This window comes from Microcystis protocystis FBCC-A270, from assembly GCF_050500235.1.
Classification (GTDB): domain Bacteria; phylum Cyanobacteriota; class Cyanobacteriia; order Cyanobacteriales; family Microcystaceae; genus Microcystis; species Microcystis ichthyoblabe_A.
This window is the reverse complement of the sequence record NZ_CP191407.1, coordinates 541287-564137: the sequence shown is the minus strand read 5'-3', so window position 1 is coordinate 564137 and position 22851 is coordinate 541287. Positions and strand designations below refer to the sequence as shown.

Sequence of the window (22851 nt, the reverse complement as noted above, 5' to 3'; positions counted from 1 at the left end):
CGAACGCAGTTCGCCCCTACAAAATCGACCGGCCTTTGGGCGGGAAAAAAAGAGAAAAAGGGTTACACAGTCCTCCCAGCACCGCACACCACCCGAAAACCGTTGTAGCTGAAGATGAAGTCGCGGCGGTTGCTGCCGTTGCGGCAAGCGGAACGGCAGCGATAAGGATTGAAGCACCAAGAACCGCCCCGCAATGGAGAATAATTATCATTCCCATTTTTTGTCCAAGCACTGCCATCCGTCGGCGCAACATGATAATTATCGTGCCAAGTATCGGCGCACCATTCCCAGACATTGCCGTGCATATCGTACAACCCAAAGGCGTTAGCTACCTGAAAATAGCCCACTGGGGTTGTTTTACGTCGATATTTTCCTGTAAATTCATCGGCATAAGTTTTAGTAGCTCGATAGTTAGCTAAATCTGCCGTTATCGTTTCCCCAAAATGAAAGGGTGTTTTTGTCCCCGCTCTACAGGCATATTCCCATTCTGCCTCACTCGGTAGCCGATACTCCCGTTTTGTTTCCCTTGATAGTCGTTTACAGAATTCCGTTGCTTGATACCAGTTGACGCTTTCTACGGGTAGCTCATCCCCTTTAAAGTGAGAGGGGTTTGTCTTCAGGTCGATGTCTATTTTAGCGGTTGCGGCGATAGCTCTCCACTGAGCTTGGGTGATAGGATAACGCCCCATGTAGAAAGAGGAAACGGTTACTAGGTGTGGGGGTTTTTCCTTTCTAAAATACTGCCAACCAAATTTTTTAACCAGTCTTTCGATTTCCTCATCTTCCGTTCCCATCCAGAATTCTCCTTGGGGAATATACATCATGCGGATATAGTTTTGAGCTTCTTTCCGCTTGCCAACTTCCGGAAGGTTTTCATCGTAAAAATAGGCTTTAACAGGTTTTCTCTCGATAACTTGGCCTGTTTTATTAACCAATACCGTTTCTGCGGTAAAAAGGAAAAGGTTTTCATCGTAGGGAACAATAGCGGCTACTTTGCCTATTAAACGTTTTTGTAGGGTTCCTTCGTCTTCTGGGGAAAGTTGAAGGACATTGCCAACGTGGTTTAAATCCCCTCTAGAATAGGCGGCAATCGGTTCATTAAGCAATAATAAGGGTTCATAATCGGCTAAAGCAGCCGATAGATTTTTTAATAAAGCTGTCAATCTCACAAGACGCACTCGGTTATTATTTTTGATAGCTTCTGCTAGTACCTGTTTGATTTCATTGACTGCTTGACTGGGTTTTAGGTAGGCAAGAGCTAACCATTGTTGATTTTGCCAATAAACCGATTTTGAGCAATAATCACCGATTTGTTCCTGAATATAGGTTTGTAACTGATAGGCCAGAGATTTGAGTTCCTCTGGGGTTAATTTTTCTAATAGTAGTTTACGAACATCGGGAGACATTTCATAGAGTTCTCGATCTATTTTGCGGACTAAACTGGAGAGTAAAATATCAGCGATCGCATACCAGGGAGCTTGATTATTTTTATCTTGATGTTGACGCAGATAATAAAGTAAATTAGGGGATAAACTAAGGGGAAATGCCGCTCGTTTTGCTAGTTCTCTGGTGTTTGGTTCGTTTTCTTCTTCAAATAATCTTAAACGGCTTTCTGCGCTAAAAAAATCTTCATCCTCATCCCAATTATCCCCTTGTTGAAACTGATTAGGATTAAATAAATGACGGGGTGGGATAGCTTCTTCTTTTAGCCATGTTATCAAGTTTTCCCAATCCTCTGTGGTTAGTTCAAACATGGAAAAATTGGGTATATCTTCAGCTAAATCAGCAATATCGATCGCAGTTGTCCCATACCATCGATGATAGGGTAAGGGGTTTAACCATGCGACTCGGCTAAATCTTCGGCTAAATCGTCGGATAAAGGTTTCTGTTGCGCTCAAGCGCTCTTCTACATAACGTTTTCTAGCGGCACCCGCATCACTAAGAATTAGACAACTGGTTACTTCAGGAGAATAGTTAGAGAGAACTTTGGTTAAAGATTGACTTTCCCAACCGTTTTCTTGTCGTAAAACCTCGTCTCTAATCAGATTATCAAAGTAAAAATGGGGAACATTTGCCCAAGTTTGCTTCATTATCCTACCAAATCCTGCAAAGGGAATCATCGAGTCAGAACAATCAATAAAAATTATAATTTCTCGGCGATAAAGTTGTTTCTTTTGGTAAATTATTTGATCAAAAAAACCTCGTTTAGCCGTTGCCATCACCGTAGCTTTTAGATCCCAAGTTTGTCGAGGACTTTCTAGGGGTAATGGACGCAGTTGCTGCCAACTTTCTTGTAACTTAGCGATGCCAATAGGATAATAATCAGGATTATCTAGGGATGTGATTTTTTTTCGCTTTTCAATAGCTGTGGCAATTTGTGGAAATGAAGTCTCCGGTGCTATTTTTGTATCCCCAGAAGGGGTAATTTCTAATGAGGGAGATTCCCTATCATCCATCGGGTTTATGATTTTGCTAATCGATTCTTCTGGATGACGAATAGGTGTTTTTTTGGCTATTTCTATATTTATTTCTGGTTGTAACTGTAGCATCTCTGTCCAGGCCTGATCAAACTTTTCTTTTTCTTTCGGGGATTTAACCCATAAAGCTTGACAAAGAAGTTTAATTTTAGGATTCTCTAAGTTGGGATTTTCTTGAATAGCAATATCAGAATCATTGGCGAGTTTTTGAATCAGGTAATTTTCCACCCGATAATATTGTTCAATAGACAGCAGAAATCCTTCTTCGTCTCTGAGTTGATAAAATAGCTCAAGTAGGGGGGATGTCATTGGCTTTTTTAACCTCTTGTTCCATAATCTTGTAAATCGGTACGGCTTTTTAGTAAAACACTAGCGTGGGGTAATTTGTCCTCGTTTAATTTGGCGATAATTTCTTCAGGTTTGTACTTGAGCAACGATTTAAACCAGGCTATTAATTCACTGGTGCTAACTTTTTTTTCTCCTTCAGATTTAGTCTCGTCTTGTGATGTTCTCACTTCCAGAAAACGGTCCACTGCTTTGATGATAACCTCTTGTTCAGCGTCGGTAAACCGTTCGGTTAATATTTTTCTTAATCTTTCTTGGTTGGGTAGCTCAATATAGTGATAAATGCAACGTCTCAGAAAAGCATTGGGTAAGTTTTTTTCTTGATTACTGGTAATAATAATCAGAGGAAAAGCTTGATCATTTGCTTGAATTGTTTCTCCTGTTTCTTTAATGAAAAAACGACGAGATTCAATGGCTAAAAGTAAATCATTAGGAAAATCTCGATCTGCTTTATCTATTTCATCAATTAATACTACCGATTGTTCTTGTTTATCTTGACTTTGTTCAAATGCTTTACCCAAGGGTTGTAAATCAACCCAATCCTTTGAAGTAGCTGGATTTTTTTGCTCAGAAGAAGATTCTTCTATTTCTTTTTGGCTTAAAATTCCGCTAATTTGAGCAGCTTGTAAACGGCCAATATAATCATATTGATAGAGACTATCTTCCGCTTTACTTGTAGATTGAACTATCCACTCATAATATTTTATAGGATTACTTTCCTGACGATAATTAAATTCATAAACTAAGGCATGAGCTAGACGACTTTTGCCACATCCCGGTTCACCTTCTAGTAACAAAGGCATTCCCAATTCAATAGCCAAGTTAACAACTTCTATTAACTCATCACCTGCGTCATAGGGATAAATTTTCTGTTGAATCGGTTCATAATAAAGATCCGATTTGGGTTGAATTTCTCCCGTGTAAGTTAAGGATAGTTTATCCATCTATTTTCCCTCGATAATTGTCCTTGAAATTGTTGATAAAAAGCTTTCAGTGTGTCTTCTATCTTGCCTTGATCGCTATTTTTCCATAATTGCTGCAAGGTAGATTTAAATAAGTCTGTGGTTTCATCCTGTAAGTCACAACCTAACTGAAGTTGTTGAGCAAAAGTAGGAATAATTTCCTGAAAAGACCGTTGTTCAAAGCAAGAGTCAATCTGTAAGCGGTGAATAGGAAATTCTGATAATTTGTCCTTATCTCTCCAATCATTCCCTTCTCCATAATCTAACCAAATCATTAACAAAAAGCCCGGAATGGGACTATTTTGTATTTTACGAGCGTTGGTAATTAAGTTTTGCCAAAATGAATCAATGTCTTTTAAACGGGAGAAGTCTGCACAATCAATTCCTTCAAAAATCAAACATAAATTGTTAGTCTTTAAATTTTTAATTCCTCCAGAATTATTGAAAAAATGTTCATGAAGACTATAGCTATCCCATTCTTCCTGACCATCTCCTTGAAATTTAAAAACAATAGGTTTAACTGGCAAATTATTAGTGATCAAGATTTCTTTTTCTAAACGACGCAAACACAAAACACGATATTGATGAGGACAAGGGGGGATATAAATACTGCCTTCTCGTAAAGGTTTAGCAGCTATTGAACTGGTAAAATTTACTAGATTAGTATAATTAAATTTTGTCAAAACACGATAAATCTTTTCATTATTTGTTCGTTGATCTTTTGGGTTTTGATGATGAAGTTGACAACATTGTAAGCTGTCAAAATCTAGTCCTAATACTTCGCAATAAGCTTGAACAATATAAGACTGTTTAGAGGTTCGCCCTTTTTTTCCTAGTCCATATTTTTTTTCAGTACAAAACCGCAAACTATCTCCAGATATGCCAATTACCTTTAAAATAGACGAATCTAATAAACCATTAATATCTTCTAAGGTTAAATGAATTGAATTATCATTAATATCTTCAATTCTGTACTCGCTTTTCTTCTCATTTTCAAATCCTTTAAAATCAGATTTATTTTGTAAGTACAATTTCTTACCCTTTGGTTCTAAAACCTCTTTAGTTGCTCTAGATTTTGGCTGAGATTCTGTCATCCAAGCTTTCAAAACATTTAATCGAATGGTATAACTGGAAGTTTTTGTTTGACTACGGTATTCTTCGAGAAATGCCTCAAGTAACCATCGACTTGCTTCTATTAATATTTTCTCTATTTTCTCCGAAGCACAAGAATAGTCTCCCTCATAAGCATCTTTAGCCTTACGAAGGGTTTCTACATCTTCATCCGATAATCTGATTTCGCCAGACCTTAACATAAATCTCGTCAAACGTCAACCTACGATCTGATCCACTTTTTGATCCCCTTTTGCCAGCATTTGCTGAAAGCATTTTAATCAACTTATCCTCAAAAAACAAGCCCTAAGGCGAAAGGAGCAAAATCTATGAATTTCTGGCAAAAACATAAAGCGGACATTGACGTGATTTGCCGCATCATCACCACTTTAACTGCCTTGGCTAGTTTGGGTGTTCAGGTGGGGGAGTTAAAGATTCCCCAAAGCGAGATTCTTCCCCCTATGACTGAGGTTCAGGTGGAATTAAATATCAGATGAACGTAGGTTGGGTTGAAGCATGAAACCCAACTCCTGCATGGGTTACGCTACCGCTAACCCATCCTACAAATAATTGTGCCTCCCTACTTAAGCACATTAGCTGAAATAAAGGCCGATGTGCTTTTTTCATAAAACTAGGCCAAAACGAGGGTGAGTTAAGAAGATAACTCACCCTGAAAGAGATTTAGCGATCAACTGACCCCATAATAATATCAATACTGCCTAAAATCGCCATAATATCGGCAACTTTTACCCCTTTGAGGATATGAGGCAGAATTTGAAGATTATTAAAATCGGCGGCCCGAATTTTCCAACGCCAAGGGAAAACATCATCATTACCGACGATAAAGATACCTAATTCCCCTTTACCACTTTCCAAGCGCACATAATGTTCACCTTTAGGAATCTTAAAAGTGGGGGCGACTTTTTTGGCGATATATTGATAGTCAAAATCATTCCAAGCTGATTTTTTCCCTTCTGCCATCCGTTTTGCTTCCAGATTTTCGTAGGGACCACCGGGTAAACCTTTCAGTGCTTGCCGGATAATTTTCACCGATTCGCGCATTTCCCGAATCCGCACCAGATAACGAGCAAAACAATCGCCGGCGGTTTCCCAATGCACTTCCCAGTCAAAATCGTCGTAACACTCGTAATGGTCAACTTTTCTTAAATCCCATTTCACCCCAGAAGCGCGCAACATCGGACCGGATAAACCCCAGTTAATCGCTTCGTCTCTGGTAATGCAGCCTATCCCTTCAATACGACGGCGGAAAATCGGGTTATTAGTGATTAATTTCTCGTATTCGTCCACTTTCGGTTCAAAATAGTCACAGAAATCCACGCACTTATCCACCCATCCGTAGGGTAAATCTACCGCCACGCCACCAATACGGAAATAATTATTATTAATTAACCGCATTCCCGTGGCAGCTTCCCAGAGGTCATAAATCATCTCCCGTTCCCGGAAAATGTAGAAAAAGGGAGTTTGTGCGCCTACATCCGCCATAAAGGGGCCTAACCAGAGTAAATGGTTAGCGATGCGGTTGAGTTCCAACATAATCACCCGGATATATTGCGCTCGTTTGGGAACGGCGATATCGGCTAATTTTTCGGGAGCATTGACTGTAATCGCCTCGTTAAACATCCCTGCGGCGTAATCCCAACGACTAACGTAGGGAACGTACATGACATTGGTGCGATTTTCGGCAATTTTTTCCATGCCCCGATGAAGATAACCGATTACGGGTTCACAGTCAATCACGTCTTCCCCGTCAAGGGTGACGATTAAGCGCAAAACTCCGTGCATCGAAGGGTGATGGGGTCCCATGTTTAAAACCATGGGTTCTGTTCTCGTTTCAATTTTTGCCATAGGGCTACCGATGATCCCGAAAATCTTTTTAAAGTTATTATAGGTAAACGCTTCGACAATACACAAGGACTATCGGGTATCAGTAATCAGGAGACAGGAGACAGGAGATTATTTTTATTTATACTTCCCCACACCCCACACTCCACACCCCACACCCCACACCCCACTTCCCCGCTCGATCGAGTACAATAGAGTGTTCAGCAAAAGCGATCAGCCATTACCTTTGATTAGTCCTTCGGTAAGAATATAAACCAGAGAAAAGAGCCATTAAGAGCGGCAATCAGCTGAAAAAGCTCAAAAACTGAATTTTAGGCTGAAGGCTGACGGTAGCTTGCTGAAAGCTGAATCCCGTTGATAATTTTTTTTACTTGAATCACCGTGGTTATCCAAATCGACTCAACTCAAAACTACGAAACTAAAACCCAAGAGATCGCTAGACAACTTTTAGCCGAAACTCGCGAAAAAAAAGGTCTTTGGTCTGCTTTACAGGATCAAATGCGTTGGGATGATAAATTACTCGATTGGGCAATGTCTAACCCCAATTTACGAGTACAATTATTCCGTTTTATTGATTGTTTACCCGCTTTACGCAGTAATGCCGAGATCGCTAATCATCTCCAACAATACCTCGGTGATGCTTCCGTAGAACTGCCCAGTGCGCTGAAAAGTATCCTCAACTTTAGTGATCCTAACTCCCTACCCGCTCAAACGGCCGCCAGTGTGATCAGTAAATCCGTAGAAACCTTAGCTCGTAAGTATATCGCTGGGGAAGACCTAGAGCAAATTACTCGCACTGTCACCCGTCTGCGGAAGGAAAAAATGGCTTTTACCATAGATCTCCTCGGTGAAGCGGTAATTACTGAAGCGGAAACCCAAGTTTATCTACAAAGTTATCTGGATTTAATGACCCATTTGGCTCAAGAAGCGAGCAAATGGAATAAAGTTAGCCAAATTGATGAAGCGGACGGCGACTTAATACCACAAGTGCAGGTTTCTGTCAAGCTAACTGCCTTTTATTCTCAGTTTGATCCCATGGATCCGATTGGCAGTAAGGAGAAAGTTTGCGATCGCATTCGCCTACTGTTGCGACGCGCTCAGGAGTTAGGGGTGGCAGTCCATTTTGATATGGAACAGTACGTTTATAAAAACCTCACCCTGGCTATCCTGAAAGAATTACTCCTAGAAGAAGAATTTCGCAGTCGTACCGATATTGGCATCACCCTACAGGCATATTTAAGAGATTCTGCTCAAGATTTACAAGATTTAATTAATTGGGCCAAAAAGCGCGGTTATCCCCTGACTGTCCGGCTAGTCAAAGGCGCTTACTGGGATCAGGAAACGATTAAATCTCGGCAAAATCATTGGCCACAGCCGGTATATAACGAAAAATCGGCCACCGATGCCAATTATGAGCGGATGACGCGGTTATTATTGGAAAATCATCAATATTTATACGCCGCTATCGGTAGTCATAACGTGCGATCGCAAGCCTTGGCCTGTGCGATCGCAGAAAGTTTAGAAATTCCCCGTCGTCGCTTTGAAATGCAGGTATTGTACGGCATGGGCGACCAATTAGCCAAAGCGTTAGTGAAGCGGGGTCATCGGGTGCGGGTTTATTCCCCCTACGGACAACTCTTACCCGGTATGGCCTACCTAATCCGCCGTTTATTAGAAAATACCGCTAATAGTTCCTTCCTAAGGCAAAATTTGGAGGATCGTCCCGTGGAAGATTTAATCGCAGCCCCCCGGGTTTTAGGCAAGGATAACCCGATTATCCCCGGTTTTCCTAATGCCCCCGATACAGATTATGCTAACGAGCAATTACGAAATAAAGCGAGTCAAGCCCTTACTTTTGTCAAAAATTCCCTCGGTAAAACCTATTTACCCCTAATTAACGGCGAATACGTCACCACCAATGTTCAAATTAATTCCGTTAATCCCTGTAACCCGCAGGAAATAGTGGGTAAAGTGGGCTTAATTGAGGTGGAACAGGCAGAAAAAGCGATCATAGCGGCAAAACAGGCTTTTCCCGCTTGGAAACGCACTCCAGTGGCTAAAAGAGCCGAAATACTGCGAAAAGCGGCGGATTTGATGGAAGCGCGACGACAGGAGTTATCGGCCTGGATTTGTTTGGAAGTGGGCAAAGTTATCCAACAGGCGGATCCGGAAGTGTCAGAAGCGATCGATTTTTGCCGTTATTACGCCTCCGAGATGGAAAGACTGGATTTAGGGCATAATTTCGACGTAGCAGGCGAGAATAATCGTTATTCCTACCAACCCCGGGGTATTGCTTTAGTGATTTCTCCCTGGAATTTCCCCCTAGCGATTGCGGTGGGGATGACAGTAGCGGCTTTAGTAGCTGGTAACTGCACGCTATTGAAACCTGCCGAGACTTCTTCGGTGATTACGGCGAAATTTGCCGAGATTCTCCTAGAAGCGGGTATTCCTGCCGGAGTCTTCCAATATATCCCGGGTAAAGGTTCCCAGGTGGGGGCCCATTTAGTTAGCCATCCCGATGTTCACCTAATCGCCTTCACCGGTTCACGAGAAGTGGGCTGTCGCATCTATACAGATGCCTCTATCGTGCAAAAGGGTCAAAAACACCTAAAACGAGTTATCGCCGAAATGGGCGGCAAAAATGCCCTAATTGTCGATGAGAGTGCCGATTTAGATCAGGCCGTTGTCGGTGCGGTTAAGTCCGCTTTTGGCTACACCGGCCAGAAATGTTCCGCCTGTTCGCGGATAATCGTTCTGGAAAGCGTCTATGATAGCTTTGTTGATCGCTTTGTCGAGGCTACCAAGTCCCTCAATATCGGGCCGACGGATTTACCGAGTACGGAAGTAGGACCGGTTATCGACGAGAAAGCTCAAGCAAGAATTCGGGAATATATCGAAACTGGTAAAAAAGAGGCAGAATTGGCTCTAGAAATGCCAATTCCAGAGGTAGGTTATTTCGTCAGTCCCACCGTCTTTAAGAATGTTCCCCCTGATGCGGTAATAGCGATGGAGGAAATTTTTGGTCCGGTGGTGGCAATTATCAAAGTGAGTAATTTTGAGGAAGCTTTAGCTGTAGCTAACGGAACCGACTATGCTTTAACCGGTGGCTTATATTCTCGCACTCCTGCCCATATTAACCGAGCTACGCAGGAATTTGAAGTAGGAAACCTCTATATTAACCGGGGAATCACCGGTGCGATTGTCTCCCGTCAACCCTTCGGGGGTTTCAAGATGTCGGGGGTAGGTTCCAAAGCAGGGGGGCCCGATTATCTGCTGCAATTCCTCGAACCTCGTCACATCAGCGAGAATATTCAACGTCAGGGATTTGCACCGATTGAAGGGGCCGATTAGGTCATTCACAGCTAAAATTGGTTATTATTGGGGGTTTATACCCCCAAATCTGGTTCATTTATTGGCTAAGAACCATCTTAACCCCCTATCCTTAGATTAGCTCTCTTATTCTTTGTGTGATCTCGCGTAGCGAGCGCGTTGCGACCAGTTTAAATTATATAGGAGCGATCGATCTCTGTGTCCTTTGTGTCTGGAGTGGTTCCTTCCACTCACTCACCAAACCCAATAGAACCGTTGTCTTTCTTACCTGATTTCTTGGCTGTCAACCTACTGCTATATACTTAAGTTTACAATTGCGTCGGCCTATCAAGAAAAGACTATGACGATTGAAACTGTTGCCACAAAACCCTTTAGTGACCAGAAACCGGGGACTTCCGGACTGCGAAAATCCGTTCCCGTTTTTCAACAACCCCATTATCTGGAAAATTTTATTCAAGCTATCTTCAATACTTTAGACGGTATCGAGGGTCAAACCCTAGTCGTCGGTGGAGATGGTCGTTATTATAACCGTCAAGCTATTCAAACTATCCTGAAAATCGCCGCCGCTAACGGTATCGGCAGAATTCTCGTGGGAACCGATGGTATTGTCTCCACTCCCGCTATTTCTGGGTTAATTCGTGAAAATAACGCTTTTGGCGGTATTGTTCTCTCCGCTAGTCATAACCCCGGCGGTCCAGAGGGGGATTTTGGCATTAAGTACAATATTACTAACGGCGGACCGGCACCGGAAAATATCACCGATGCAATTTATGCCGAGACTAAGGTGATTAGCAGTTATAAAATCCTCTCAGGGGCCGATATTAATCTCGATCGCCCCAGTTCCTTTAAACTGGGAACTATGGATGTGGAAGTGATCGATGCGGTCACTCCCTACGTCAAAATGATGGAAAAGATTTTTGATTTCGATCGCATTCAGACCCTACTCACTTCTGGTAAGTTTAAAATGTGCATGGATTCTCTCCATGCGGTGACGGGTCCCTACGCTTATGCTCTATTTGAACAGCGTTTAGGCGCGCCCAAAGGTACAGTATTAAATGGTATTCCCCTAGAGGATTTTGGTGGTGGTCATCCCGATCCTAACCTAGTCTATGCCCATGATCTGGTAGAAATTCTCTTTGGTCAAGATGCACCCGATTTTGGGGCCGCTTCCGATGGCGATGGCGATCGCAATATGATCCTCGGTCGGAATTTTTTTGTCACCCCCAGTGATAGTTTAGCTGTACTAACTGCCAACGCTCATCTAGTACCGGGCTATCAAAATGGTATCACGGGAGTGGCGCGATCGATGCCCACCAGTGCGGCGGCCGATCGCGTAGCGGCTAAACTGGGAATTGACTGTTATGAAACTCCCACCGGTTGGAAATTCTTTGGTAATTTGTTAGATGCGGGGAAAGCAACCCTTTGCGGTGAGGAAAGTTTCGGCACGGGTTCCAATCATATTCGCGAAAAAGATGGTTTATGGGCGGTTCTTTTCTGGTTAAATATTTTGGCAGTTAAAGGGGAATCTGTAGAGGAAATTGTTCGCAGTCATTGGCAAGAATTTGGTCGTAATTTCTATTCTCGTCATGATTATGAAGAAGTCGCCTTAGAACCGGCTAAAGAGATGATGGCACGTCTCCAGAAGCTGGTTTTAGACCTTAAGGGTAAACAATTTGGTAACTATGAAGTGGAATATGCCGATGATTTTAGCTATACGGATCCCGTGGATGGTAGTGTGAGTAAAAATCAAGGTATTCGCATTGGTTTTACCGATGGTTCTCGGATTATTTACCGTCTATCGGGTACGGGAACTAAAGGAGCAACTCTCCGGGTTTATCTAGAAAGTTATGAACCGGACGCAAGTAAACACGATATCGACACCCAAAAGGCCCTACAGCCGTTAATTGATTTAGCCGAAAAAATCGGTCAAATTCGTCAATCTACCGGACGGGAACAACCCACGGTTATTACCTAAAATCTAGGGAGCGGCTATCAGTTTTTATCGGGGAATTTTTTGACCTGCTCATCACTGATAGCTACTCCTTAATTACTTTCAGTAATTGCTTTGTGGTACAATTTTTGAATTCCCGTCACTAATTTATCTAACATCGATCGATGGCTATCGTGAGTCGGCTCGAAACTCTGCACTTTGGTTAATAATTTTGCTTCCTGTACGTCCACGTCGTCATCGCTATAGATTAAAGTGCTAATCGATGTTATTAGATCTTGATAGGTTTCTGGACTAGGATTATCGCCTAAATAGGACTCTAACCATCGATAACATTCACCAGTTTTAACTGGTTTTAGTTCCGATAATAGTGGTTTAATCTCCGGATCATCATCAAGTTTTTCCCTCACAGCTACCTGTCTTAAATAGCTTCTTTCTGATGGTTGAATTACACCATCAATCCAAGCAACACCGATGAGAATTTTCAGTAATTGTTTATTTTTCATCTCACACTTCCTTGACTAACTTAGCCATAAAAAAACCGTCTTGATTATGTCGATGGGGTAACACTTCGATCGCTCCCGTTTCTGTATAGTATTCTGAGACGCATGAATTAGAGTCAGGAGTGGCCATTTTCCAATCGGGATGAGCGGCTAAAAACTGCTCGATCACTCTTTCATTTTCTAACGGATTTAAAGTACAAGTGGCATAAACTAAGATTCCCTTCGGTTTTACCCAAGTGGCAGCCGAGGCTAAAAGTTCCCCCTGTCGTTTGGCTAGTACAGGTAAATTTTCTGGTGTTTGTCGCCAACGTATATCAGGACGCTTGTGCAGGGTTCCCAATCCTGAACAGGGAGCATCGATTAGTACACGATCGGCGATGCCGCACCACTGGGGACGATCGCGACTATCCCCCAGATGTATTTCGATCGCTTTTAAGTCTAATCTTTTAATATTGGCTTCTAACTGTCGTAAACGGGATGCCGTTTGATCACAGGCTAATATTCTACCTCGATCGCCCATTAATTCGGCAATATGAGTGGTTTTTCCCCCCGGTGCCGCACAAGCGTCGATAATTGTCTCTCCGGGCTGGGGATCGAGTAGATAAGTGACTAATTGGGCGCTAATATCCTGTAGGGTGTAATTTCCGGCTCGAAATCCCTCTAAACGCTCAATATTGCCTAAACCAGAGGTTAAACGGCAAGCTAGAGGTAATTTAAGATGATGAAAAGTTATATTGGCTGATTCTAACTCATTTTCTAGGGCTTCTCGGCTAGTTTTCAGGGGATTAATCCGAATATCGAGGTCAGGAGAGCGATTAAACCATTGACACAGTTGTTCCGTTTCCGTAACACTAAAGCGATCTAACCACAATTGCACCAACCAATCGGGGAAACTGTGGAGAATACCCAATCTAGAGGCGGTATTTTCCGGTAAAAGTAAAGGATCGTCGCCATTAGCAGTTAAACGGAGATATTGCCGCAGCATTCCGTTAACCACCGCCGCTAATTTGCCTAAATGACTGATTTTAGTTAATTCTACCGCCGTATTCACCGCCGCTGATGGGGGAATCTGGGAGAGATAACGCAGTTGATAAAGACCAATATGGAGAATTCGCCGTAAATCTGGGGGTTGCTGGGCCGCGGTTTTTTTCCCCAGGCGATCGAGCAGCGCATCCAAAGTTCTTTGTCGGCGCATTATACCATAAACAATCTCCGTTGTCAAGGCTTTGTCAAGACAATTTAAGGAACTAGCGGACAAATGGCGATCAAGAGCGCGATCAGGATAGGCGGAGGAGCGATCGATATCGCGTAAAATCAGCAAAGCCAGCTGACGAGCATTATTCATGCAGTTTCTAGACGATTGCGGAGGAATTGGCGTAATATAGTCAGCGCCGGAATCGGGATTTCGTGGCCCATATTTAACTCGTGATATTCGACGTTAACCCCCAAACCAAGCAGTAAATCCCTGGCTTGACGAGCGGCAGCGATAGGAACGACGGGATCCTGCTTACCATGAACAATTAAGACATTTTGTGGACCTTGGGGATGGGGTTCACCGTGCAGATAACCACTCAGGGAACCCAATCCCGCCAAGGGTAAGGATAAACCCACATCCAGGGTCATCGCTCCCCCTTGGGAAAAACCGGTCAAAAAAGTCCGCTCTAGGGGAATGCCGGTAGTTGCTTCTAGGGAAATAATCCAATCGTGCAACTGTTGACGACTAGCGACTAAACCTTGATGATCGGAGGTTTCTAACGCATACCAGGCGCGTCCCCCCGGCACTTGCGGATGATCAAAGGGAGCATTAGGAAACAAAAATTGACAATCAGCCAGATCCAGCATCGATGCAAGGGGGGCCAGATCCATGGCATCGGCACCCCAACCGTGCAGCATGATCACTAGATAGCGAGCGGGATTTTCCGGGGAAGGGGGAATGACAATCGGGTTAAAAGACAGAGTTTTTTCCTCGCAATTCTTTTTTCTCTCTATTCTATAGCGATTTTCCCCGGAGTAAGATGGCTGTGGGGGAGTCTTTTCAGTCAACAGTAATCAGTGAAAAGAAAACCTTGCTCCTTGCCTCATGGCTCTCTTAGGTTTGGTGGGTAAAATGTATTCTAAGATACAGTCCTGCTGGCGGTCGCAACGCGCTCGCTACGCGAGACCGAGTGGAAGGAACCACAGAGACACAAAGGACACAAAGATCGCTCCTCTATAGGGTTTGCTGAAAAATTAATCTGTTCAAATTCTCAGTAACATGGCTGAAAGAGAAAGTTTTAAACTGGAAGGTTTAGCAGTATCAAAGGTCAGTAAATTAAGCTGTTCTGTACCCTGAATCAACCCCAGAATAAATTTTTGATCATCGAGTTGGCTTGGTTCACCGTCAGTGTAATCTTTGAGCAGTTTTTGCACTTTCTTTGTTTCTTTAGCTTGGCTCAATTTATTTAGGGTATTTTTAACCATTTTTCGGTTAACGTTGGCGGGAAAAGCTGACATAGTTTGGATGCGCTTTTGAATCCTACTTAGTCGTTCTGAATTGAGTTGGATATTTTCTAAAATAGCAGTTTCTTCTAGGTCTTGGCTTAATTTTTGTTTAACTTGAACCAGTTGTTCATAAAGCTGTTGGGCTAGGTTAATGATTGGTTTCGCGGGAACAATCTGGCTGGCTTGAGGGGTTTTAAAAGCTGTGGCGATTGCTACTCCCAAACCATCATTTTCTCTGCTTAGATCGTTCCAATAAATTAGTTGATTTTGTTCGGGAATTGGTTGACCATTAGGGTCAAAGTAATTAAGAGTCAAGGCGACTACACTGGTGGGTAATTCCGAGGTGGTAAATTGACCGATAGTTAGGGGATTGGGCTGATATTTTTCTCCTAATCTTTCGTAGAGCTTCCGCAATTCTTCACTATGCAAAAGCTCGTTTTGACTGTAGAGATTGCGGCTAGTTTCTTGTTTTTGATAGGTTTGTTCTTGAAAACTTTCTTGTTCGAGTTGTCGGGCTTTAATTAGACTGTGGATGAAGTCAATATAACCGGGGAGAATTTGATCGTCAAAGTAGGTATCCCCATAAACGGAAGCGCCCAACTCCTCTACATTACTGATATGGGGAATTTTGTCATCTTTGGCCAGTTCCCCAATTAGTTTCTTATTCAGGTTAGCTAGTCGGCCCGCTTGTCTGAGTAGTTGACTTTCACTGTTAGCGTAATAGATGTAAATATATTGGCAAGGATGGGATTTGGGGCGATCAATTCTGCCGATGCGCTGTTCCAAGACCATGGGATTCCAGGGGAGGTCAATGTTAATTAGATAGTCGGCATCTTGCAGGTTTTGACCGACGGAGAGGGTTTCTGAACCGATGAGGACGGCTATTTCCCGTTCTGGTAAAGGGCGTTCGTTCGGGTTTTTACAAGTGGCTTCGGGGGCAAATAAACGGAATAATTGTTGGCGCTGAATTCCAGTTTGCTTATTGTTTCCTCTGAGGGCGTTGTTTGGCGCAATCTTAACCGATTTTTCATCGATGTAGTAAAGTTTGTGACTGCCCATTGCCATGCCAATTCCTGTGGAGACAATGACCTGATTTTGGCTCATGTAGCGGTAGTAATCAATGACGGTATCGGAGAAAGTAGAAATTAGTAAAACTTTGTGACCATCAGCAACTAATTCCATGACTTTCCGGCTAACTTGCTGTCGTTTGTGGTCGGTGACAAATTCATTGGCTAAGAGGACTGAAATCTGCTGTAGTTGCTCTAAATCACTATGACAGTCAGCGAGAATGCGGTTATAGATATTTTTAGCTTCTAGGGGATTATTTTTCAGTTTATCGGTGGCTAGGTCAATAGAGCGGCGTAACTGTTGACGTTTTTCCCCTTTGTTGCTGTCAGTTTCTTCTTCATCTTCTTCGTCTTCCCAATAATCCTCATCCCCATTTTCTTCTATCCCCAACCAGTCGGTTTCTCTTCCTGTTTTTTCAGCTTGAAATTTGTAATGTTGTAAGAGAAATTGTTTTAACCCTTCGGCATCCGGGGTGACTTGTTCGAGTTGCTGTTTGAGTAAGGAAATGCGATCGCTAAAGTTTTTAATGGTTCGTCGTAGAGCATACATACTAGACTCTGCCCGTTGTAAAAACATCCGGCGCTGGTTTTTCAGTAAAGAACGCTGTTCCACTGTGCTGGTTAAGTAACGGATCGGGTCGGCAAAGGGAATAAACAGATTATCTTCAAACTGACTGAAAATCCGTTCTAATGCTTGTTCGGTTTCTGGTTCAAATTGGACGGGCAGCCATTGGGCAAGGCGTTGGGCATAGAGTTGTAAGTCTGGGGTGGCTTCTCTCAACATCTTGCGGGTACGCTGTAAGAAGAGTTCTCGATAGGTGCGCCGGAAAATATTGGTGGTATCGGTAAAGTTTTCTATTCCTATTTCTCGGCTGGCAAACCATTCTTTGACTTCGGGGGGAAAGCCCAATTCTTGGAAGCCTTCAGGACGGGTGAGAAAGGGAGAGAGGATGTTGTAGATGTCTTCGCGGCGGTTGTTCCAAGGGGTTGCCGTCAGGAGCAGGTAATATCTTTGTCTTTCAATCTGGCGATCGTGTTCTTTAATTTGCAGGCAGGTTTTATGGATGCGGTTGTTATAGTTACGGATGCCTTCATGAGCTTCATCGATGATGACTAAATCTGCCGCACCCCCATGGCGGGTAAATTCATCATAAAAGCGATCGCCGCCACGACTCATTAGGTTTTTATTGTAGAGTTCGTAGTGTTTCTTGGCGATCAATCCTAATTCTGCCATTTCTCTCTCCCAGTTCGGGTGGAGTTTTTTGGCAGCAATAATGGCAATTTTAGTTTGAGGATTTTCTTCTAGGTAGAGTTTTGTTACCGCAGCCGCAAGGCGGGTTTTTCCTAAGCCTACCGCATCGGCACAAACCACTACGCCAAAGTTCTGCATGACTCTCAAACAATGTTGTGCGCCGGATTTTTGATGTTCAAACAGGATGTCTTGATTAACCAGTCGATCTAAAATGTTACTGGATTGAATGTTGAGCAGGTGGGGGCGTTGTTGGGCTAACCAGTAGAGAAAATCATCGGGGGTTCCCTGTTTTCCCTGTAGGATTAGTTCAATCGCTTGTTTAAATCCGGCTATTTCTTCCCATTCAGGTAAGGTTATTTCTTGTTTAATAGTTGGGGCTTGATTTGGCGTAATCTGATAAGTTCCCTGTTTCTCTTTGACTCTAAAAGTTTTTAAAGAAGTGGAGGGATGTTCGGGATCAACGGTGACAGTTCCTGTTAGGAGATGGGGTTGTTTTTCCTCTATTTCTACTGCGATTAAGGGATTATCGGGAATCTCAATTTCTTCAATTTTGTCTAGGTTTTTACCCTTAATTTTAATATTTGTAGTTGCGCCTGCGGGAAATTCTTGAGGACTAATTGTCTCTATTTGAGGTTGAATTTGTTGTTGTCGGCGCTGTTTTTCTGCTAAGACTTGTTGCAAAAATTCTTGAGTTAAATCAAAGCTTAATTCTGGCTCTTGCCATTCTTGGTCAAATTCGATTATTGACTGTTGAATTGTCTCTAAATCTAAGGAGTCTGAGTAATATAAAAAGGTGATACTCTCGGCGTTACTACTATGAGCAGCACCAGTGAAGTTATCTGAGCCTTCATGTAAAATAGAGTTACCTAAACTATCGGTTAAAATCCCTGTTTTTTTATGATAAATACCTCTAGTTTCTTGCATTTTAACAAGTTTGATGGTAAGGATTCCCAACCTAACTAATTCCGCTAGAATAGTGGTACTGCTAAAGGTTTTATCAGCTAGTCCTTGTAAACATTCGGTTAAAGTTCGGGTAATATATTGTTGACGATATTCGGGGTTGTGGAGTTTTTCTAATTCTTGAACATCTCGTTTATTGGTGAAGCCTTGCCAGTCCATTAAGAGTTTAATCTGACCTTCATTTAAGACTAAATTAAAAAGAGGTTCTTCATAAAGTTTGAGAACTCCACTATTAAAGTAGGCGGTACTTCTTCTATAGATTTTAGTACGTTCTAAATAGGCGGCAATAAATTGATTGTATTTGTCTAGCTGTTCGGGTAAATTAAATCTACGTCTTTTTTTATGTTCTATTTCGATAAATGTTCCACGAATTAAGCTTTCTTCTTTGCTGGCATTTTCGAGGTTTAAGAATTGTTCAATAATGGTTAAGTTACTGGTGCGGAGTAAGGCAATGCTGGGGATATTTCCCTCTCGTTTAGGGGTATATTCAAAGATATGGGCTATATTAATATCTATCCGAAATAGCTTATAGGTAGAATGTTTTTTTAATCCCAAAAAACTCACTATATTTTGTAAAAGGTTCTCTGCATCTCGATGTTTAAAAACTAGCCAATAGTTATTATTAATTCCTTTGATATAATCCCCTTGAGGGTGGTAGTAGGGGCGTTGTTGTTTTATCAAGTCTTGGATTACGGTTTCGAGCATAAATCTTGCTGGATATATTTACTTGATGGAAAAACTCGGAATCGCAGCATCGATTAACTGCACTAACTTGATGGTTTCGGCTAGGGCCACTACTATCTTATGATAGTGCAATATGTCCTCGTCTGATAGGGTGCGTCCTTTTCTGTCTTTTAACCATTTCTGACAAACTTGATAACCGCCAAGATATGAGAAAAGAGGTAATCTGATTTAATAAATTATCGATATGTCTCCTTATCTCCTTCGGTATGTGAAATATTATTAAAGGTTTACTAAACTAATAAAACTTGGAACCCTGCTTGGATAAAATGACGATCAGTCGTTAGAGCATCGGTTAAATGTTGTTGCTCCATAACAACAAAAGAAATACAATCAACTAATCCCCAGTTTTTATCTAATCGAGATTCATAAAGAGTCAATCCTTGATGAAAAAGTTGAGGGCTAATATTGACAACTCTCATGTTTTGTGTATGGTAACATTGTTTGATAAAATTAGCAGCTTTTTGACGATTAAATGTACTTAAAGCATTCCCTACTTCCATTAAAACTGCCTCAGTAGTCCAAACTTCTAACGCATTTTTAACCTTAGGTAATAATTTTAAGGCTTGGGCATGATATTGGTCTTGCTTATTCAGAACTGCTTGAATAAATGCTGTGTCGATAAACAGTCTTTCTTTACTCATCATTTACCTCTCGTTTCGGTGTTCCATAAAGGTAATGATCATGTTCTTTTGACCAGTCTTCTGGAGCTTCAATAGTTCCAGCCATATCTTCTAAAATGTCCCAAGCATCTCCTGAAGGTTTTTCTGGTATTTCTGCTTCTGAGACGATGGAAATAAGGTAACGGGTATTAGATTTTAAGTCTATATCTGTCTCAGGATGAAAGACTTTACCATCAAAAATAACGGTTAATTGTTTTGTCATTTTTTTATCCTTTATCAATCTAAATTTACTCAATAGGAAAACCCGGAATCGCAGCATCGATTAACTGCACTAACTTGATGGTTTCGGCTAGGGCTACTACTATCTTATGATAGTGCAGTATATCCTCATCTGATAGGGTGCGTCCTTTTCTGTCTTTTAACCATTTCTGACAAACTTGATAACCGCCAATATAGAAGTTCCAAACTGCTTCAGGTACTCCTTTAAAACAGTCTCCTTGTTTGTTAATGTGGACTTCTCCTTTGCTATATTTGGGATGTCCTGCCGCTACAATTCTATCGCTTTTACTCACAAAAGATAGATCCCCCCAACCCCCCTTAATAAGGGGGGCTTCCACTCCCCCCCTTTTTGAAGAGGGGGCTAAGGGAGGATCAAGTTTAGGAGATGTCATCAGGTGAAGCTGTACCAGTTGTTCTCCGTATTCTGCGAGTTGACGGAATAGGTTATCGTTGCTGATGAGGGGTACTCTGGGAAAGTCTATCTTGAGAAATTCGGCGTAACGGCTGCGATAGGTGGGAGAATGAAAGACGGCGTAGATGTAGTAAAAGATGGTTTCTGGTGTGGGTAAGTAGCCGAGTTTTGTTTCTAGGGTTTTGAGGAAGTCTGGGGAGAAGTTGGGACGTTTTTCTTGTTGGAGTTCTTGAGCTTTATCGGAGTCGGGGTAGAGGTAGAGGGGAAAAATTACCCCCCCCTCTTTTGTTCTAACAGAGATAATATGTTGATCGGTAAGATTATCAGTTACATATATATGCTCAAATGGTAATGAAGCTAACTGACGAACAGTTACTAATGCTATATTCTTTTTCTGATCTAAATGTTGCATAATACGACGATTTAAACGAGCAACAAACTTTTCGTGATAAAAAATAAATCTATTATCAAACGGTCTAAAACACTCGGATTTAATATATTTAACTATTTGATTAACATCTACAGATTTTCTTGCCATATTTGTGTTCCACATATCGTTATCAACAAGTCTTAAATTAAATTCTTGTGCAGACTGATTGTCCGTTTTCTCTGGATCAAGAAAACTGGCGATTTGTTTTTTTACTGAATTAATAGAGTAATTAATTACTAATTTATCTCTTTTAGTAAGACATCCTAAAGAATATTCATTCATAAACTCTGTTAGTTTAAATCCTTGTTCATATTCACCAAATAAATCAGTATCTTGAGGAATCAACAAATAAAAAGGAGATTGAGGGTTAACCTCCTGAAAATCAGTAGAGTTAACCGTATTTTCTTTTAATATTTGATATTTATCTTCTCTTAAACCGTATAAATGAGCGTGATAGATTTTAGCCATGATTAAACCTCCTCTTTTTATAAACGTTTAACTATATAACAATCAAATACCTGATCATAACTAATAACAGGAACATTTTCGGCTATTGCTTGAGCAATAATCATCCGGTCAAAAGGATCTTGATGCTGAAAAGGTAATTGAGCTACTTGTTCAAAATGTAGTAAATTAAGAGGCAAAATCTGAAAATCATTTATCTGAATTTGTGACTCAATAAATTCTCGAAAAGGTGTATCAAAAGTTAATTTTCTTAGACTATATTTGATAGCCATTTCCCAAATACTAGCTTGACTAAGATAAACCAGATTTTCTCTTTCATTAATCATAATTTTATGGTTATCTCGCAATTGTTTATTATTAGTGACATACCAAAGAAATACATGAGTATCTATTAAAACTTTGAGCATAATTACATATAATCCGCAAAATCAGTTAAAGGAGCATCAAAATCATCGGCTATCCAAACTTTTCCCGCAGCACTTCCGGGTTGACGCGGTGGTTTCTTGGCTAACTTGACAGGACTTAATTTAATTACAGGTTGATTATTTTCTGTAATAATAATTTCTTCACCTTTCAGGACAGCTTCCAATAAATCATTAAATTGATTCTTTGCTTGTTTTAATTCAACTGTATTCATTAGTGTACCCCACTGATAAACAATACAAACATTAGTTTAACCGAAAGGCTTTATACTTGCCTACGCTATGCTGAAAATTCAAACAATAACATTCTAGCTTATCTCCTAGTATAGCTCCTTCAGGGTTTGGTAGCTTCATGGTGTCATTAAGCTTTTTACCATTATACCAATACTAACCCCCTGCTGAATATCAAAGACATTTTCATCCTTACTACCATCAGGACAAATTTCTTTTTTCTTACTGTTACCATGTAAATCATAAATAAAAATCTCATCAAAAGTGTTAATTAACTGTTGTTTCGTGCCTCGAAAAGTAGGATTATCTAAAAAGCCATGATTATTATTAACTCCTCCATTTGGGGTAAAGCTAAAGTTAACTGATGCTTTTCTTCCCTTAACTTAATATCCTCTAGAGTGTTAATTAAATAAACCCCCAACCGCTAATTAAGATATCATCACAATATAGCTTTAAACTACGAGACATAAATAGCCTCCTCTTTGATAGAGTTAATAACTTGGGTTTTTAACATTTTTTTTGTTACTAAATCTACAGACAACCCCAAATTATCTTCTAAAAAAAACTTCCATATATTTATTAAAGGTAACTTTTCTTTGAAATTCTACTAATAAATCTAAATCACTTGTTGCTTTTGCTTCATCTCTAGCAAAAGGTTCATATTTTTACTCCATTATATTAGAACATATTTGGGTTCTACCGAACTTGTCATGCAAAAATAACACTAAAAAGAAACTGCTTGTTTTTTCGTTATCCCCATGGACACCAACTCAATTTGAGATTCAGACACTTCTACCGTATTTAGAGGAATTAACCCCTCTAAACTATAACCATCTTCTCCTTCAGGATTGGGATAATGTTCAACAATAGTACCCAAATCACCCTGACTTAAACCATACTCAGGTAAATCTTCAATTAAACGAACTTGGGTAAATAAACTAAATTTCATG

18 protein-coding genes and 1 pseudogene are annotated in these 22851 nt (G+C 41.2%); 3 read left to right on the top strand and 16 right to left on the bottom strand.

All coding sequences use genetic code 11. From position 1 onward, the window contains the following. Window positions 1-62: 62 nt before the first annotated feature. The 3 genes from ACQY1X_RS02650 to ACQY1X_RS02640 are packed head-to-tail and all read right to left on the bottom strand — an operon-like array spanning window position 63 to window position 5097. Complete coding sequence (locus ACQY1X_RS02650; protein ID WP_430015354.1) at window positions 63-2786, bottom strand: SUMF1/EgtB/PvdO family nonheme iron enzyme; 2724 nt, start codon at window positions 2784-2786, stop codon at window positions 63-65. 8 nt (window positions 2787-2794) lie between these two features. Beyond that, window positions 2795-3766 (bottom strand): AAA family ATPase, encoded by a 972-nt coding sequence (locus tag ACQY1X_RS02645; protein WP_430015353.1) that lies wholly within the window; start codon window positions 3764-3766, stop codon window positions 2795-2797. Next, window positions 3748-5097 carry a hypothetical protein gene (locus ACQY1X_RS02640; protein WP_430015352.1) on the bottom strand — a complete coding sequence of 450 codons (1350 nt, stop codon included), beginning with the start codon at window positions 5095-5097 and terminating at the stop codon, window positions 3748-3750. Before ACQY1X_RS02640 ends, ACQY1X_RS02645 begins: the two co-directional genes overlap by 19 nt. A 126-nt stretch (window positions 5098-5223) precedes the next feature. Here ACQY1X_RS02640 and ACQY1X_RS02635 point away from each other — a divergent pair, with 126 nt between their 5' ends. After that, a complete protein-coding gene (locus tag ACQY1X_RS02635) occupies window positions 5224-5391 on the top strand; it encodes a hypothetical protein (protein ID WP_180995408.1) in 168 nt (55 codons plus the stop codon). Window positions 5392-5575: 184 nt separating this feature from the next. Here ACQY1X_RS02635 and ACQY1X_RS02630 read toward each other — a convergent pair whose 3' ends face one another. Then, window positions 5576-6760 (bottom strand): NAD(P)H-quinone oxidoreductase subunit H, encoded by a 1185-nt coding sequence (locus ACQY1X_RS02630; protein ID WP_002737016.1) that lies wholly within the window; start codon window positions 6758-6760, stop codon window positions 5576-5578. A gap of 378 nt (window positions 6761-7138) precedes the next feature. Here ACQY1X_RS02630 and pruA point away from each other — a divergent pair, with 378 nt between their 5' ends. Together pruA and ACQY1X_RS02620 are read left to right on the top strand one after the other, a co-directional pair. Beyond that, complete coding sequence (pruA, locus tag ACQY1X_RS02625; protein WP_430015351.1) at window positions 7139-10108, top strand: L-glutamate gamma-semialdehyde dehydrogenase; 2970 nt, start codon at window positions 7139-7141, stop codon at window positions 10106-10108. 319 nt (window positions 10109-10427) lie between these two features. Beyond that, a complete protein-coding gene (locus ACQY1X_RS02620; protein WP_430015350.1) occupies window positions 10428-12062 on the top strand; it encodes an alpha-D-glucose phosphate-specific phosphoglucomutase in 1635 nt (544 codons plus the stop codon). A 68-nt stretch (window positions 12063-12130) separates the two neighbouring features. Here the strand turns inward: ACQY1X_RS02620 and ACQY1X_RS02615 are convergent, their stop codons facing one another. The 12 genes and pseudogenes from ACQY1X_RS02615 to ACQY1X_RS02560 form a co-directional block, all read right to left on the bottom strand. After that, entirely contained in the window at window positions 12131-12541 is a 411-nt protein-coding gene (locus ACQY1X_RS02615; RefSeq protein ID WP_430013907.1) for a TerB family tellurite resistance protein, read from the bottom strand. A gap of 1 nt (window position 12542) precedes the next feature. Next, window positions 12543-13883, bottom strand: a complete 1341-nt coding sequence (locus ACQY1X_RS02610) for a 16S rRNA (cytosine(967)-C(5))-methyltransferase (RefSeq protein ID WP_430015349.1) — start codon at window positions 13881-13883, stop codon at window positions 12543-12545. Next, complete coding sequence (locus ACQY1X_RS02605) at window positions 13880-14473, bottom strand: alpha/beta hydrolase (RefSeq protein WP_306766099.1); 594 nt, start codon at window positions 14471-14473, stop codon at window positions 13880-13882. Before ACQY1X_RS02605 ends, ACQY1X_RS02610 begins: the two co-directional genes overlap by 4 nt. 303 nt (window positions 14474-14776) lie before the next feature. Further along, entirely contained in the window at window positions 14777-19003 is a 4227-nt protein-coding gene (locus ACQY1X_RS02600; RefSeq protein WP_430015348.1) for a helicase-related protein, read from the bottom strand. Between the two features lie 18 nt (window positions 19004-19021). After that, the gene (locus ACQY1X_RS02595) at window positions 19022-19210 is read right to left on the bottom strand and encodes a type ISP restriction/modification enzyme (RefSeq protein WP_353734372.1); all 189 of its coding nucleotides are present in this window, start codon (window positions 19208-19210) and stop codon (window positions 19022-19024) included. 62 nt (window positions 19211-19272) lie between these two features. Continuing rightward, a complete protein-coding gene (locus ACQY1X_RS02590; RefSeq protein ID WP_016516241.1) occupies window positions 19273-19683 on the bottom strand; it encodes a type II toxin-antitoxin system VapC family toxin in 411 nt (136 codons plus the stop codon). Further along, window positions 19676-19924 carry a hypothetical protein gene (locus ACQY1X_RS02585; RefSeq protein ID WP_002737385.1) on the bottom strand — a complete coding sequence of 83 codons (249 nt, stop codon included), beginning with the start codon at window positions 19922-19924 and terminating at the stop codon, window positions 19676-19678. Before ACQY1X_RS02585 ends, ACQY1X_RS02590 begins: the two co-directional genes overlap by 8 nt. Before the next feature lie 25 nt (window positions 19925-19949). Beyond that, window positions 19950-21251 carry a type ISP restriction/modification enzyme gene (locus tag ACQY1X_RS02580; RefSeq protein WP_430013904.1) on the bottom strand — a complete coding sequence of 434 codons (1302 nt, stop codon included), beginning with the start codon at window positions 21249-21251 and terminating at the stop codon, window positions 19950-19952. Between the two features lie 17 nt (window positions 21252-21268). Beyond that, window positions 21269-21655: a type II toxin-antitoxin system VapC family toxin gene (locus ACQY1X_RS02575; protein WP_130757333.1), complete on the bottom strand. Its 387-nt coding sequence runs from the start codon at window positions 21653-21655 to the stop codon at window positions 21269-21271. Window positions 21656-21657: 2 nt separating this feature from the next. Then, window positions 21658-21885: a type II toxin-antitoxin system Phd/YefM family antitoxin gene (locus ACQY1X_RS02570; protein WP_002742618.1), complete on the bottom strand. Its 228-nt coding sequence runs from the start codon at window positions 21883-21885 to the stop codon at window positions 21658-21660. 135 nt (window positions 21886-22020) lie between these two features. Beyond that, window positions 22021-22325: pseudogene (locus ACQY1X_RS02565) on the bottom strand (N-6 DNA methylase); the annotation flags it as partial. A 300-nt stretch (window positions 22326-22625) separates the two neighbouring features. Continuing rightward, window positions 22626-22850 carry a DUF4926 domain-containing protein gene (locus ACQY1X_RS02560; RefSeq protein ID WP_002735184.1) on the bottom strand — a complete coding sequence of 75 codons (225 nt, stop codon included), beginning with the start codon at window positions 22848-22850 and terminating at the stop codon, window positions 22626-22628. Window position 22851: the final 1 nt, after the last annotated feature.